This window comes from Candidatus Dependentiae bacterium (assembly GCA_003511165.1).
In the GTDB taxonomy this organism is placed as follows: domain Bacteria; phylum Babelota; class Babeliae; order Babelales; family UBA12411; genus UBA12411.
Window position 1 is genome coordinate 1 of the sequence record DOJW01000003.1, and the last position, 14,045, is coordinate 14,045.

At 31.5% G+C, this 14,045-nt stretch carries 16 protein-coding genes; 9 read left to right on the plus strand and 7 right to left on the minus strand.

Annotated features, from left to right (window positions below; genetic code table 11):
* From DEA20_01430 to DEA20_01440, 3 genes are all read right to left on the minus strand, one after another.
* Nucleotides 1–848, minus strand: an 848-nt coding sequence (locus DEA20_01430) for a hypothetical protein (protein ID HBS47841.1), incomplete at its 3' end; no start/stop codon positions are given.
* 43 nt (nucleotides 849–891) lie between these two features.
* Nucleotides 892–1,464, minus strand: coding sequence for a hypothetical protein (locus tag DEA20_01435; protein ID HBS47842.1), 573 nt, complete (start codon nucleotides 1,462–1,464; stop codon nucleotides 892–894).
* Nucleotides 1,465–1,595: 131 nt separating this feature from the next.
* Nucleotides 1,596–2,279, minus strand: a complete 684-nt coding sequence (locus DEA20_01440) for a ribonuclease HII (protein HBS47843.1) — start codon at nucleotides 2,277–2,279, stop codon at nucleotides 1,596–1,598.
* A gap of 137 nt (nucleotides 2,280–2,416) precedes the next feature.
* Between DEA20_01440 and DEA20_01445 the strand changes: the two genes are divergently transcribed.
* From DEA20_01445 to DEA20_01460, 4 genes are all read left to right on the plus strand, one after another.
* Nucleotides 2,417–3,088 (plus strand): hypothetical protein, encoded by a 672-nt coding sequence (locus DEA20_01445; protein ID HBS47844.1) that lies wholly within the window; start codon nucleotides 2,417–2,419, stop codon nucleotides 3,086–3,088.
* 276 nt (nucleotides 3,089–3,364) lie between these two features.
* Nucleotides 3,365–3,778 carry a hypothetical protein gene (locus DEA20_01450; protein HBS47845.1) on the plus strand — a complete coding sequence of 138 codons (414 nt, stop codon included), beginning with the start codon at nucleotides 3,365–3,367 and terminating at the stop codon, nucleotides 3,776–3,778.
* Between the two features lie 15 nt (nucleotides 3,779–3,793).
* Nucleotides 3,794–4,081 (plus strand): 30S ribosomal protein S18, encoded by a 288-nt coding sequence (gene rpsR, locus DEA20_01455; protein ID HBS47846.1) that lies wholly within the window; start codon nucleotides 3,794–3,796, stop codon nucleotides 4,079–4,081.
* A 70-nt stretch (nucleotides 4,082–4,151) separates the two neighbouring features.
* The gene (locus DEA20_01460) at nucleotides 4,152–4,649 is read left to right on the plus strand and encodes a hypothetical protein (GenBank protein HBS47847.1); all 498 of its coding nucleotides are present in this window, start codon (nucleotides 4,152–4,154) and stop codon (nucleotides 4,647–4,649) included.
* An 82-nt stretch (nucleotides 4,650–4,731) separates the two neighbouring features.
* On the opposite strand, the gene DEA20_01465 is transcribed toward DEA20_01460, so the two are convergent.
* From DEA20_01465 to DEA20_01480, 4 genes are all read right to left on the minus strand, one after another.
* On the minus strand, nucleotides 4,732–6,366 hold the full coding sequence (locus tag DEA20_01465) for a hypothetical protein (protein ID HBS47848.1): 1,635 nt from the start codon (nucleotides 6,364–6,366) through the stop codon (nucleotides 4,732–4,734).
* Nucleotides 6,367–6,459: 93 nt separating this feature from the next.
* Nucleotides 6,460–7,017, minus strand: a complete 558-nt coding sequence (locus tag DEA20_01470) for a hypothetical protein (protein ID HBS47849.1) — start codon at nucleotides 7,015–7,017, stop codon at nucleotides 6,460–6,462.
* 16 nt (nucleotides 7,018–7,033) lie between these two features.
* Nucleotides 7,034–7,639 carry a hypothetical protein gene (locus DEA20_01475; GenBank protein HBS47850.1) on the minus strand — a complete coding sequence of 202 codons (606 nt, stop codon included), beginning with the start codon at nucleotides 7,637–7,639 and terminating at the stop codon, nucleotides 7,034–7,036.
* 96 nt (nucleotides 7,640–7,735) lie between these two features.
* Entirely contained in the window at nucleotides 7,736–8,704 is a 969-nt protein-coding gene (locus DEA20_01480; GenBank protein ID HBS47851.1) for a hypothetical protein, read from the minus strand.
* 118 nt (nucleotides 8,705–8,822) lie between these two features.
* On the opposite strand from DEA20_01480, the gene DEA20_01485 reads away from it, so the two are divergent.
* The 5 genes from DEA20_01485 to DEA20_01505 all read left to right on the plus strand — a co-directional run bounded on the left by DEA20_01485 (nucleotide 8,823) and on the right by DEA20_01505 (nucleotide 13,939).
* Nucleotides 8,823–10,235, plus strand: a complete 1,413-nt coding sequence (locus DEA20_01485) for a polynucleotide adenylyltransferase (GenBank protein ID HBS47852.1) — start codon at nucleotides 8,823–8,825, stop codon at nucleotides 10,233–10,235.
* Nucleotides 10,236–10,402: 167 nt separating this feature from the next.
* Complete coding sequence (locus DEA20_01490) at nucleotides 10,403–11,131, plus strand: hypothetical protein (protein HBS47853.1); 729 nt, start codon at nucleotides 10,403–10,405, stop codon at nucleotides 11,129–11,131.
* Nucleotides 11,132–11,143: 12 nt separating this feature from the next.
* On the plus strand, nucleotides 11,144–11,551 hold the full coding sequence (locus tag DEA20_01495; GenBank protein ID HBS47854.1) for a hypothetical protein: 408 nt from the start codon (nucleotides 11,144–11,146) through the stop codon (nucleotides 11,549–11,551).
* A gap of 10 nt (nucleotides 11,552–11,561) precedes the next feature.
* Complete coding sequence (locus tag DEA20_01500; GenBank protein ID HBS47855.1) at nucleotides 11,562–12,569, plus strand: hypothetical protein; 1,008 nt, start codon at nucleotides 11,562–11,564, stop codon at nucleotides 12,567–12,569.
* Entirely contained in the window at nucleotides 12,566–13,939 is a 1,374-nt protein-coding gene (locus tag DEA20_01505; protein HBS47856.1) for a hypothetical protein, read from the plus strand. Before DEA20_01500 ends, DEA20_01505 begins: the two co-directional genes overlap by 4 nt.
* The last annotated feature ends 106 nt before the right edge of the window (nucleotides 13,940–14,045 follow it).

The following is a 14,045-nucleotide window of genomic DNA, read 5'->3' on the forward strand; positions in this document are numbered from 1 at the left end:
GTAAAAATTACACCGTTAGAAGCTGAAGCTTTTGTAATAGTATGTCCTGCTATTTCTAAAGGTTGAGGACTAGATAAAGTCTTGTCAGGATTTATAGTCAAAATTTTGTAAGTATTATCTTCTAATCTAGCAACAATTACACCGTTAGAAGCTGAAGCATTTATAATAGTATGTCCCGCTATTTCTAGAGGTTGTAGGCTGTTGTCAGGATTAATAGTCCAATATCTGTAAGTAAAATCGTCTAATGTAGCAACAATTACACCGTTAGAAGCTGAAGCACCTCTAATAGTATGTCCCGCTATTTCTAGAGGTTGTAGGCTGTTGTCAGGATTAATAGTCCAAGCTCTTGTAGTATGATCTTCTAATGTAGCAATAATTACACGGTCATAAATATTAGCAAATTTAATAGTATGTCCCGCTATTTCTAAAGGTTGTAGGCTATTGTCAGGATTTATAGTCCAATATCTGAAGGTATTATCTTCTAATCTAGCAACAATTACACCGTTTTCAGTTGAAGCATATTGAATAGTATGTCCCGCTATTTCTAAAGGTTGAGGATTAGATAAACTATTGTCAGGATTTATAGTCAAAATTTTGTAAGTATAATCGTCTAATTCAGCAAAGATTACACCGTTAGAAACTGAAGTATATCTAATAGGATGTCCTGCTATTCCTAAAGGTTGAGGACTAGATAAACTATTGTCAGGATTTATAGTCAAAACTCTCCAAGTATTATCTTCTAATTTAGCAACAATTACACCGTTTTCAGCTTTAGCACCTCTAATAGTATGTCCCTCTATTTCTAAAGGTTGAGGACTAGATAAACTATTGTCAGGATTTATAGTCAAAATTTTGTAAGTATAATCGTCTAATTCAGCAATAATTACACCGTTAGAAGCTGAAGCATCTCTGAATAGTATGTCCCGCTATTTCTAAATCGTTAAGGAAGCAGTAAAAATTAGAATTTTTTGTAAGTTGCTTCAATAAATCATGTGGTAAAAAATTTGTTGCAGTATTGAATTCTTCAGATTCAATAAAAGATTCGGGATTTTGTTTAAATCTTTCTATTAATTCTGTAGAGTTACTTATTTGTTTAATTGTTTCATCGCGGATTTGTGGAATATTTAAGAAGTCAACCGCAAGTAAAAGTTGCCTTTGTTGTTCTAATGGATAGTTTTTTATTTTAGTTGCTAATTCAGTCTCGGTATGCCTTGGATTTGCAATTACCCAGCAGGGCATTAACAAATTCATTTGTTGGAGTGTGATATTTGGTAAAGTAATTGCGTCTTCCTGAGCATCTGAAACTTCAATCATACTTTTTAACATTTGAGATTTTTGTATTAGTGTATTATTGATATCAAAAGTTTCTCCGTTTTCTAATTTAAAAGGCAAAGCATTCATTGTGCTTGCAATCAAAACAGATCCAAGCAATGCGAATTTAACGATTTTTGACATATTTTTCATAAATAACTCCATTTTTCTATATTTATATACTAATTGAATTTACGGTATAAACAATCATAGCTTAATAAATTATAATTGCAACGAGGGGGGGGTATGCAAAAATTGTGGGTTTTTGATGTATTTTAAATTTATTAAAACAGATTTTGCTGATTTTCTTTGATTTTTTCGAAATTTTTGAGAAATGAGTCGCGATGAATAATTGATTTTTGATTATTATTCAAAGCTTCATAATGTTTGGATGTTGCGTATCCTTTGTGGTCAGAAAAATAAAATCCAGGAAAATTTTGATCAAATTCGTTCATTAATCTATCACGAGTTACTTTTGCAACGATAGAAGCAGCTGCAATTGATTTTGACAAGCTTTCGCCGTAGTTGAAGTGATAAGTTTCTAGAATTTGTGGCTTTGCAGAATCTGAAATTTGTAGGGGCATAGCATCGATAAGTAAAAACTGTGTTTTTTGAAATATTTGCTGTGGAATGATGCTAAAAAGTTGAATTACTGATTTATGCATAGCGTGCAATGTTGCCTGATAAATATTTATGTTATCGATGGTTCTGTGGTTTATAGCTGCTGTAGAAAAATAACAATTTTGTATTATCCATTCGAAAGCCGCATTTCGTTCATCTTCAGTCATCTGTTTGGAATCCTTTAGAAGTTTATGAGAAGCGTTTTGTGGCAAAATAACAGCCGCGACAATAACCGGTCCGGCTAAACATCCGCGCCCAACTTCATCAACTCCGCAAACAAAATTTTCATTTGCCCAAGCTGTTTTTTCATAAAAATTGCGTTTTTTTTGAAAATTCAATGTTTTCATGCTGTATTTTCACATTTTTTCTATTTGACACGATATATTTTTTATGTAACTTTGAAAGTATAGCAAAAATCATACTATTTTATATATAGTACAAATTCGGAATTTTTGATGTTTTTATTAGTTTTTAGGAGGCAAATATGTCATCAATAGGATTAAGAGTAAGAGAGTTACTCAGAGAGAGAAGCTGGACGACTAAGGTTTTGGCAGAAAAAACCGGCATGTCTGAAAGTTATTTAACTCATATAAAAAATGGAACCAGAAGATGGAACGAAGATGCACTCAAGAAACTTGCATGTGCATTTGAAATTCACCCTGTAGATCTTTTTGCAGAGAGAAAGACTCGAACCGATGATGTTGATAAGAATGTTACAATGCCTGAATCTACAAACGTAGATTTGAGACTTAAAGTTGTTCCTGTTATGGGAGACATTCCTTCAATTCCTTCTCCATACAATAACCAAATTATGCAAGTCACAACTGGATTTAAAGATATTTTTGTACCAGTTTTCAACAAAGATGACGATTCAATGTTTTGTCTTTGTGTAGAAAACAACTCAATGGCACCAAACTTTGTTAAAGGTGATTTATTGATAGTTTCTCCAGAAGAGTGGACAAGATCCGGCGACGTAGCAGCAATAGAGTACGGAAATGATAATCCTATAAGAACCATAATGAAAGTTACTTATATGGATGATTTTATAGTCTTAGAAGCTGTAAATCACAAACAACCTCCGATAGCTCTTGTTCGCGGTAAAGATCATGTAAGAATTGTTGGAAAAGTAATTCACAGATATCAACAATTTGAATAATTAAATTCATATCGAATTTATAGAAACACCCAAAATGTGTAAAATACATTTTGGGTGTTTTGTTTTGGCGGCGTTTATGGTTTAAAGTTGGCCTAATTCCTTTCCAAAATAATGATTTGTAAAATCATATTTTTCATAGTAATATAAAGCGTAATTTTGACATTTTTGTGTAAAAGGTACCGTTAGTGGCTAACCTGCTTAAAAGGCCTGCTGCTATCTCCTTTTTTCCACACAAATTTATTAGTAACTGTTTAATTTGTTTAGGAGAACCTTTTTATGTTGAGATATGAGGTATTAATTCTTGCTAATCCAAATATTGGAAGCGATGACGAGCTGAAATTGCAAGAGTACTTTAAATCGCTTGTTTCTGGTGCTAAAGGTGAATTCATTTCTTTTGACAAATGGGGAAAATATTATTTATCATTCCCTGTTAAAAAACAAGAATATGGTGTTTACTTTTTAATTCGTTTTACTCTTCCGCACGATGTTGTGGTTGGAACTTTGAAAGATATTGAATCTTTCTTCAAAATTAAATTCAATGATGTTGTCATGCGTTATGTAACTAGAAGATTAAAAGAAGGCGTTTCTTTGGAGTATCAAAAGCCAGATCCAATTGGTACAGTAAGAACACCAAGTTTTGATGATTCTAGAGCCGCTGATTCTGATGATGATTTAGAAATGGAAAATTAATAGAAGGAAGATGATATGTCAAAGTTGAAATTAAAAGTTAGTTCCAGATTACTTAGAAAAAGAAAAGTTCGTAAAAAAGCTTTTGCAGGTCCAAAAACTTGCAGATTTTGTGCAAATAGAGAACAAGAACGATCACTTGATTATAAGAACATTAATTTGTTAAGAAGTTTTATCACAGAACGTGGTAAAATTCTACCTTCAAGAGTTTCAGGAAATTGTTCTTTTCATCAAAGAGAACTTTCAGCTGAGATTAAAGTCGCAAGAGCAATGGCTCTTTTGCCTTTCTGTCAGTTGCACAGATAAATTAAATTTAATTTATTTTAGGGGCTATAAAAATAGCCCCTTTTTTGTTGTCTAAATTTAGGAGAAATATATGAAATTTACGCGATTTGTTTTAGGTGCTTTATTTTTTTCGATAAATATTGGTGCTGCAACCGTAGGCCATCTTTGTACTTGTGATTTGAATGTAGGTCAAACAAAAGAATGGAATTTGCATTTTAAACATGAAAAACATGATGATGTAATGAATTTATCTTTAACTTTGCGTGAAAATGGTAAAGTTGTTGTTGTAAGAGCGTTTCCTCAGTTTAGAATTGCTGGAAGTTTTGATTTTTTAAAACCTGTAGAATTTGTCAGAACCGAAAAAGTTGATGTTTACGCACACGATTCTAATTTTATTGATATTGTTTGTTATGTTCCTTGCATTATTCAGCAAACTTTTCAGACATACAAAGAAGCAGGGCCTATAGAAAGTATAAATGTTGTAGATACAAACAGTTCTTGTGACATTGTGATTGTTAAATATGAAAAGAATTGGGTTAGTTTTTGGGTCATTGATTATTATAATTTATATAAAGTTTCGTTAGAATAAGTGAAAAGTTAAATTCATCCAGTTTACAAAAAAAGAGCAGCTACAAATGCTGCTCTTTTTTTGTGTTTTAAAGCTAGTAAAATTATTTTTTTTGCATCCAATTTCGAATTGCCAAAATTGTAAAACTTATTATGATTCCGCTTCCAAGAGATATTGCAAGGTTCGCACTATAAGATAAATTGTTCAAAAATCCAGCAAATAAAAATGCAATAGATGTACCTATAAAAACTGGTAGAGCATAAGTGAGCTGTGTTTGAATATGATCCATTAAATGACACCCGGAACTTTTTGCAGACATGATAGATGTGACTGCAACTGGTGATGTATGATCGCCGAAGACGGCACCGGCTAGTATCGCACCAAGTGTTGGAAATATTCCAATAATATTTGTAACTTCAGCAGGGGTTGTTGCATGCGAAAATGATATTAACATAGGCATCGCAATCGGTAGTAAAATTGCCATTGCGCCCCATGATGAACCTGTCGAAAATGATGTGATAGCACCGGTTAAGAAAAATAAAAATGGTAAAAACCGAATATCAACTGAGCTGATAAGATTTTGTGCAAGATACACGCCGGTTTCTAGATTTTTGCTTAAAATGTCTCCGAACGTCCAAGCCAAAATCAAAATGATAATTGATGAGAACATTAAAACCGTTCCCTCTTTGCAAATTGAAGGAAGTGAAGAGATGTTAATTTTTTTGCGAATTAAAAAAAATAAAGTTGTAACAACGACTGTGAATAAGCCGCCTAAAAATAATGCTTTAGAAGAATTAATGTTTTGCAATGCATTAAGAAATGAGTTGCTCCCGCCAAACAGATAAAAATTACCACAAAATAGCATGCTCAAAAAGACTGCGCCAATTAACATCAAAATTGGCAAAAACATATCTATTGCGTTGCTATTTTTTTTGTTAGCTTCTTTTACAAGAGGCATTTCATTTTTTAGTTCTTTACTATTACCAAATAAATTTCCAGTTTTTTTTGCAGATTCTTCATATTTGCGCATTGAGCCAAAAGAGATTTTGCGACGAATTATGAAAAATACTGAAGCGATCAAAATGATAGAGTAAAAAACATATGGAAGCGTGTGCAAATAAACATAAAATGGTTGTGCGTTGATAAGATTTGAATTATTTGCTGTGGATGTAGATATTCCTGATTTTTGCATTTGCATTAAAATGAAACCGGCCCAGCTTGAAATTGGTGAAAGAATGCAAAGCGGTGCTGCCATCGAGTCAACTAAAAATGCAAGTTTTACACGCGGAATTCTAAAAGCATCTGTGAGCGAATGCATTACAGATCCAACCGTAAGGCTATTGAAATAATCATCGATGAAAAGTGAGCTGGAGAGAAAAAATGTGGCAGTTTCTGCAGCTTCTACATTTTTTATTTTCTTTTTCATTAAATTGCTGTAGGCAAAAGCGCCTCCGCTATGCGCTATCAATGTTATAAGTATTCCAACAATTATTAAAAAGCTATAAATAAAAAGACTGGAGCTTCCCCAAAAACTTGACCAGGAAGAAAGTAATCCTATTTCGGAATTGTTCCACATTTTTATAAGAACAAGTTTTATTGAATCGATAACTGAAAAATTGGTTGCGATCAAGCCTGCTGCAAAAATTCCAAAAATAAGAGAGCGTACTATTTTTTTTGTGATAAATGCGGATACTAAAACTATGAAGGGTGGAAGTAATGATAGCCAAGTTGGCTGCATAATAATTCCTTTTTTATTTTGGTTAAGTTGTACAAAACAGGACTTATTTTAGCATTTTTTAAATGAAAATCGAAACTTAAAGTATTTATGCTTTTAGACTCGAATATTTAGGATTTTGTTTTGTAATATTTCTAAAAAATGTGAAGCAACTTTTAATAATATTTGTTCTTTATCTTGCTTGGAGATTTGTAAATTTATTAATACAACTTGAGGATTTCCTGGGTTAAAATATATAAAAGAAGATGGCATTTGCCCAAGAGTTTCCTTTAATTCTTGTTCAAACAAAAATTGAATTTTATAAGTAATGTCTTTATTTATGAATAACATCAAATGTGTATTTGAACTTGCTGGATATGCTAAAACAATTTCATGAAATTGTGGATTTAATTTTTGTTCAAATAATTCTTTTCTTGCGCATTTATCGTTGGATTCTTTTATATGATTTATTAAAAATCTTAGTTCGTTACAGACTATTTGTAAAAAAATAGGAGAATTTTTGTAAGTGTTTAATATTTCTTGAGCTTCCCTTTGATAAATCAGATCAGCTACTAAAGTTTGTGCTTTTTCTTCGATAGATTTACTTAAAAAACCGCCAGCATGACAATTGTTTGTTGATGTTAAAAAAATTAAAAATAAAAAAAACTTTTTCATAGGTATTTTCTAAATATTACCCTGTTTTTTCCATTGCTCTATAATAAACTGTTTTTATGGCGTTTGCTAGCATTACAGCAATAATGCGATCACGCCCGAGCTCTTCTAGATATGGTGTAGATGACTTGCGGCGGTATTCATTAAATTCGTCCTTACTAATGACTTCAAATTCTTGAGTATTGTTGTCGAATTTTTTAAACATCTCATAATTTGTAAACTCTGTATGTGTTTTTTTATACAGTTTGCACCTGTTGTAGTCGGTAAGTAGGATAAAAATGTCATGAAAGACATCTTGAATTATTTGAATATTGGTTTCTGTTATTTTTAGAATCATTGAAACCTTTTTGATTTCTTTTGGGTCATCCCATCCTAGCATAATATCTCTTTCTAGAGGCGATGTTGCTTCTAGGTCTATAATATAGTGTGCAAAGAAGTAAAAATATTGTAATTGAAATGTTCGATTTTCAAAGAAATGTTGTACTGTTTTTTCGCATAATTGATCAGATATTACTACATTCGAAGAAGATTCTCTTACAGGAAAAGCTCTTGCTGAAAGCATGGCATTACATTTATTTCCGGTAATCAAAAGCAAAAGGGTTAAAAATAAGAATATTTTTTTCATTGAATTTTTCTTTACGTTAAAGTTTTTAAACAAATTATTTATATGATTTTATAGAAAATAGTAGAAGTATTATTTTTTGACAAATTTTGCTGGGTTTTAGTTTCCTAAGAAAATATTGAAAAAATAACCAGTGATCATAATTCCTAATCCAACAGTAGAAGCAAATATTATCAAAAGTTTTGTTTTCATTATTTTTCTTAAAATCATAAATTCTGGTAAGGAAAGTCCAGTAATCGCCATCATAAATGCTAAAGTTGTGCCTATCGAAACACCTTTTTGAGTTAAAACTGAAACTATAGGAATCACTCCCGCAGCGTTTGAGTAAAGTGGTATGCCTATTAAAGTTGCTAATGGAACGGCATACCATTTGGTTTTATCTGCATAAGTAGTCAAAAAATCTGTTGGAACGTAGCCGTGAATAAACGCACCAACCCCTATTCCTAGAATTACGTAACCCCATACATTTTTTAAAATATTTAACGTATAAGTTTGAGCAAATTTTATACGCTTGATAAACGATAAAGTTTGGTTTTGTGGGCCAAAATTTTGTTTGGAATCTGTCTTGAAATTTAGTAAATGTTCGAGCTTTAGTTTTTCTATAATTAATCCAGAACCGACCGCGATTGTTAATCCGCTAAGTGCATAAGTTAATGCTGTTTTCCATCCAAACAATCCTAAAAGTAGCACAAGTGCAACTTCGTTAATCATTGGAGATGCTATTAAAAAAGAAAAAGTTACTCCAAGCGGTATTCCAACTTCTATAAAACCCATAAAAAGGGGAATTGCGCTGCAAGTGCAAAACGGTGTAATAATTCCAAGTAAACCTGCAATTATGAAATTTAAAATACTTTTATTGCTGGATAAAAGAGCTTTTATTTTTTGTGGGGGAAAAAATGATCTGACTATTGACGTAATAAAAATGATGAATGTTAATAATAATAATATTTTTATAGAGTCAAAGATAAAAAAGTTAACAGCTTCTGCGATTAAAGAGTTTTGCTCAAGATGTAAAAGATTGAACGTTATCCAATTTGCTAATAGTTGAACAGGATAAAAAAGTTCCATAATTTCCTTTTCGTAGTTTTTATTTTTGCCAATGATTTTGTTTTTGATTAAAAAAAAATGGTAACATTTTTTGTGTGTTAATAAAAAGATTAAATTAGAAAATAATAGGAAAGTTTTGATGAGCACATTTATCGATGTTAAGAGATTTGATTTCTTAAAAAATAATGAAAAATTAGTTTCGGTTTTGAAAACAATTTATAAAGAAGGTGGAGTTGCTTATTTAGTTGGTGGGAGTGTTCGTGATTTGATTTTAAACAAACCACTAAAAGATTTGGATATAGAAGTACATAAGCTGCCGCTTGAAGATTTTCAAAATGTTTTAGAAAAATTTGGTTTTGTAAAATTGGTTGGCAAGCAGTTTGGAGTTCTGCGGCTTGAAAATGTCGATGTTGATTGGTCTATTCCACGCCAAGATAGTAAAGGGCGAAAACCACTTGTTATTTTTGATCCTTATATGACTTTAAAAGATGCATGTAAGCGTCGAGATTTGACGATAAATGCGATGGCGATTGATTTGAAATTTTTGACCGAAAAAAATGCTCAAGAACAAATAGAAGTTCTAGATCCTTTTGAAGGTTTTGAAGATTTAAAAAATAAAAAGTTAAAAGCTATTGACAACGTTTTGTTTTTGGATGATCCACTGCGTTTTTTTCGCGTGATGCAGTTTGTTGGTCGGTTTGAGATGGAGCCTGACGGAGAGTTAAATGAGATTTGTAAAAAAATAGATCTTAGCGAAATTGCGCGGGAGAGAATTTTTGAAGAATTGTGCAAGCTTTTTTTGAAATCCCGGCGACCATCTCTTGGAATACGATGGTTAAAAAAAATTGGAAGATTAAAAGAAATAATGCCAGAAGTTTTTGCACTTGTTTCTGTGCAGCAACGTAGCGATCATCATCCAGAAGGGAATGTTTTTGAACATACTATGCAGGCTTTAGATGCCGCTGCAATGTCTGATAAATATGAAAGTGAAAAAGAAAAGTTAACCATGCTTTTTGCTGCACTTTGCCATGATTTTGGAAAACCTATTGCTACGACTGAAGATTTGCGTTCAATTGGACATGAAAAAATAGGGAGTGAGATGGTGCAGCCTTTCATGAAAAGATTTACCGAAGATTATGAAATGATAAAGGCGGTTGAAAAACTCGTTCTTTATCATCTTTTGCCTTGGGAATTTGTTGAGCAAAATTCAAGCTTGAAAGCTTACAAAAGGTTAGCTCTAAAACTTTCGCCTCAAACAAATTTAAGGCAACTTGCATTACTGCAAATGGCGGATTCTCGCGGAAGAAATGCAAAAAGTGATTTGCCTCTAGCGGGACAAGAAGAAATTTTTGAAAAGTTTATGCAAAAAGCAAAAGAAGCTTTTGTTGAAAATAAACCAGAAGTTCCAGTTTTGCACGGGCGAGATTTAATGGATGTTATATCTCCTGGGAAGGAAATGGGCGAACTTTTGAAAAAAGCTTATGAAATTCAAATCGATGAGGGGATAAAAGATAAAGAAGAATTAAAAAAACTGATTTTAAAAAAAGAATAAATATATGGCTTAAAGCTACTAGATTAAACAAAGCATTCATTTAAAATTTTATTTTTCGTATACTGAATTTCAAATTGAGAAATTTGAATAATTCTTAAAATTTGGGGCATCAATTTAAACCAATTTTTGCTTGAGTAGTATTAAATAAATTTAGAGAGGGCTTTATAATGTTAAATGTTTTTAAATCTTCTGCGTGGGAACTTGTCGCACAGACTGATAAATTTTCAAAATTGATATTAATAGCATTGCTTGTAGTTTCTGTAATTTGTCTTGCTATTTTTATTATTAAATATTTTTTTTACAAAAATGAACTTGCTGCTGTAAAAGTTTTGAAATTTAAAATCAAGCATATAAGAGATTTCAATGAGCTTATTTCGCTGCGAAAAGAGTTTGAAGAAACTTTGAGCGGAAAATTCTTGGAAGAGAATTTACTTGAACTTCGAAAAATTATAGAAAGCAAAATAAAATCTGCAGAATCTGAACTGTTAAACAGTGAAAAAATTCCAACAAATAAAGTAACTTTAACTCAAGAAGATTTGGAAGATTTTAGTGAAGTTTTAGACCATTCATTATCTGATATTAATTACGAATCAGAAAAATATTTAACATTTCTTTCTACGAGTATGACAGCAGGTCCGCTGATAGGACTTTTTGGAACTGTCTGGGGGTTGATCCACGCATTTATAAATATTAGTCATGAAAAAGTTGCCGATATTGCAACAGTTGCTCCTGGTATTGCAGAAGCTTTGATCGTAACTCTTGTTGGTTTGGTAGTTGCTATTCCCGCTATGATATTTTTTCATTACTTTGTAAGCAAACATAGAAGATTAGAGCAAGAATTTATAGATATAGCAGACTTTTTTTTCTTGAAAATAAAACAAACTTTTTCTAAATAAAAGGAATATTTTATGTTCAAGCGTCAGAAAAGAAAAATTAAACCGATCAGCATTCCGGAGATAATGCTTACACCTCTTATCGATACTGCTTTAACTTTGTTGATTATTTTTATAGTTACTGCACCTATGGTGCAAAATAATGTAAAAGTTGATTTGCCTTTTGGAAAAAGCAGAGAAGCTTCACATCAACAAGAATACATTGTTTCAATAACCAAAAATCATGAACTTTTTTTTAATAGTAATCCTGTAAAAAAAGCAGAATTAACTAACATGGTGAGGGAGGCTTTGGGCGGAAATGTTGATACTCCAGTTTATGTAGAAGCGGATAAAGCTCTATCTTATGGGCAAGTTGTTTCCCTTATCGATGAGTTAAAGGGTGTTACAAAGGTTGTTGTTTTGTCTACAAAAAGTGCTGTATAGGCAAATTTAGATGAAGAATGAACTGAATTTAAGAATTATTTTATATTCTTTTCTACTACATATTTTTATTTTAGTTTTTGCAAGCTTCATTTTAAAGGAGCGATCTCCTGTCAGAATTTTTATAAAAGGTGATGCAACATCTACAAGATTTTGGGCTTCGCGAAAACATTTGAAGTCTATCGCTTTAGTAGATTTTTCAAAAAAACGAAAACGTCGATTTGCTTTAAACAAAAAAATTTCTAGTAAGGTAACAAAAAAATTTGTGCCTAAAACTATTAAAGTTGCACAAAAAACAAAAATTAGAGTTGCAAAAAAAGCAAATTTTGTGGATGAGTTTTCAGGTAAAATAGCTAAAAATAAAAAAATTGTTAAACAACAAAAGCAAGTATTGCTTGAAGAGCAAAAAATGTTAGACGCTGAAAAAAAAGAACTGCATAAAAAAGAAAAACAATCACAAGCGAAAAGTGAAGAAGTTAAAAAAATTGAGACTGCTGAAAAAGAAGAAATCAAAAAAATAGAACAGAAAACAGAAGACGTTAAACCTTTGCAAGAAGATATTAAGCCGCAAAAAGAAGAGATTAAACAAGAAGTTGCAGATATTACTTCTCAAGAAGATCCGACAGCTGTTGAAGCGGAAGTTTCTTCTGAAGGTATCGGAAGTTCAAGCAAACCAATTTTGGGAAGAGAAGAAGACTTGGGTGTTAACATCGAGGGGGAGAATATAGATTTTGCAACCGCAGAGAGATTTTCAAAAGAGTTTGGAGGCAAGCTTCGCGCGGTACGTTTATTTAGAGAATTTAATATGCCGGTTAAATTTTTAGTTTGCTCTGATGGTAAAGTAAATGATATAAATTTCCCTAAAAACGTTGGTACAAAAGTAGATCAGGTTGCTATCATCAGAGCTTTGAGACAAATTGATTTTGCAAAAGATTATCCTGATATTTGTGGGCGAGAAATGTTCTTGGTATTTAATAGAAATAAAAAAGGAAAAATTAGCATAGGTGGAGATTTGGCATGAGTTTAAAATTTTTAAAAGTTATTATTTTTGCATCTTGTTTTACAACTTCTTTTTATGCGGCTGATAATGATCAGATTAAACAAAGTGATTCAATAAAAAAAACATATTTTGAGGGAAAAGATTTTTCCGCACAAGCAGGGAAATCGAAATGTTTTATTTTTTGTTTAAATGACGATGAAAATTTGGCAAAGATGGTTCAAGTAATTGAAGATGATCTTAAAATTACGGATGTTTTTGAATTTGCATTGAAAAAGTCGGATAGAATTTTTGATCAAAAAGAGCATTTTGTTTTGTTTGAAAAAGAGCAAAGCGATTATAGCTTTTATTTGCAAAGTTTTCAGGATTCAAAAATTGATAGTTTAAAAATAAAGATTGTTATCAAGAATAATTATTCGAATGCGACAGAGTTTGAAAATGTTTTTGAAGGTAAGAGAAAAGATTTAGTGTGGCTAGGGCATAATATTTCAAATAATATCATGGAAGTATTAACCGGGAAAAAAGGAATATTTATGCAGCAGCTTGTTTATTGTAAGTTTATTTCGCAGTGGCATAAAGTTATAATGATTTCTGATTATCGCGGTAATGGAGCTCATGAACTTGTATCGGGGAAAGGAATAAATTCAGTTCCGACCTGGCATCAATCGTCACCTATTTTGTTTTATACGAAATTAATGCCTTCAAAAAGTTATTTGATTGCAGCAGATTTAAAAACTAATAAGCACAAAATAGTCTGCGATTTTGACGGATTAAATATGCAGCCTTCAGTATCTCAAGATGGTAAGAAAGTTGCTTTGTGTCTTGCAAAAACAGGAAATTCAGAAATATATCTTTTTGATAAAGATGAAAGTGAAAAATTAAAAAAGAGAGCTTATAAACAGATCACAAAAAATAGCGGAAATAATGTCTCCCCAATCTACTTGCCAAATGGGAATCTTATTTTTTGTTCTGATTTTGAGATTGGAATACCTCAAATTTATCATATGGATATGAAGACAAATAAAGTTAGAAGATTAACAAAAGGTTCTTATAGTGCCGCACCTTCTTATTGTAACGAGCGAAATTCAATAGTTTATACAAAGGTAGTCGACGGAATTTTCCAGCTTTTTACTATGGATTTAAATGATTTGGATAAAAAATCTATAAAGGAAGAACAATTGACCTTTGGAAAGGGTGATAAGCAAGATCCATGCGTTGCTGATAATGGAGATTATATTTATTTCTCGTATAGATGTCCTGATAGTTCTAAAAAAAATAGAACAATGCAAATAGCAGTTTTAAATATAGCAAGCAAAAATACACATGTGTTAACTGATGGCAAAGATACAAAAAGCTTTCCAAAATTGAGTATTTTAGAAAAGGTTTTATCTTAAAAATTTATTTGTTATACTGCTTTTTCCTTATTTTTTAGAATTTAAAGTTTATTTTATTTTTCAATTAAAACGTTTTATTGGATTACTAGTAGTATTAATTGGTGGG

Bases quoted from the DNA above. Each gene is read 5' to 3' on its own strand.
- DEA20_01435 (HBS47842.1), bottom strand. From the start codon at position 1,464: ATGAAAAATATGTCAAAAATCGTTAAATTCGCATTGCTTGGATCTGTT.
- DEA20_01440 (HBS47843.1), bottom strand. From the start codon at position 2,279: ATGAAAACATTGAATTTTCAAAAAAAACGCAATTTTTATGAAAAAACA.
- DEA20_01445 (HBS47844.1), top strand. From the start codon at position 2,417: ATGTCATCAATAGGATTAAGAGTAAGAGAGTTACTCAGAGAGAGAAGC.
- DEA20_01450 (HBS47845.1), top strand. From the start codon at position 3,365: ATGTTGAGATATGAGGTATTAATTCTTGCTAATCCAAATATTGGAAGC.
- rpsR (HBS47846.1), top strand. From the start codon at position 3,794: ATGTCAAAGTTGAAATTAAAAGTTAGTTCCAGATTACTTAGAAAAAGA.
- DEA20_01460 (HBS47847.1), top strand. From the start codon at position 4,152: ATGAAATTTACGCGATTTGTTTTAGGTGCTTTATTTTTTTCGATAAAT.
- DEA20_01465 (HBS47848.1), bottom strand. From the start codon at position 6,366: ATGCAGCCAACTTGGCTATCATTACTTCCACCCTTCATAGTTTTAGTA.
- DEA20_01470 (HBS47849.1), bottom strand. From the start codon at position 7,017: ATGAAAAAGTTTTTTTTATTTTTAATTTTTTTAACATCAACAAACAAT.
- DEA20_01475 (HBS47850.1), bottom strand. From the start codon at position 7,639: ATGAAAAAAATATTCTTATTTTTAACCCTTTTGCTTTTGATTACCGGA.
- DEA20_01480 (HBS47851.1), bottom strand. From the start codon at position 8,704: ATGGAACTTTTTTATCCTGTTCAACTATTAGCAAATTGGATAACGTTC.
- DEA20_01485 (HBS47852.1), top strand. From the start codon at position 8,823: ATGAGCACATTTATCGATGTTAAGAGATTTGATTTCTTAAAAAATAAT.
- DEA20_01490 (HBS47853.1), top strand. From the start codon at position 10,403: ATGTTAAATGTTTTTAAATCTTCTGCGTGGGAACTTGTCGCACAGACT.
- DEA20_01495 (HBS47854.1), top strand. From the start codon at position 11,144: ATGTTCAAGCGTCAGAAAAGAAAAATTAAACCGATCAGCATTCCGGAG.
- DEA20_01500 (HBS47855.1), top strand. From the start codon at position 11,562: ATGAAGAATGAACTGAATTTAAGAATTATTTTATATTCTTTTCTACTA.
- DEA20_01505 (HBS47856.1), top strand. From the start codon at position 12,566: ATGAGTTTAAAATTTTTAAAAGTTATTATTTTTGCATCTTGTTTTACA.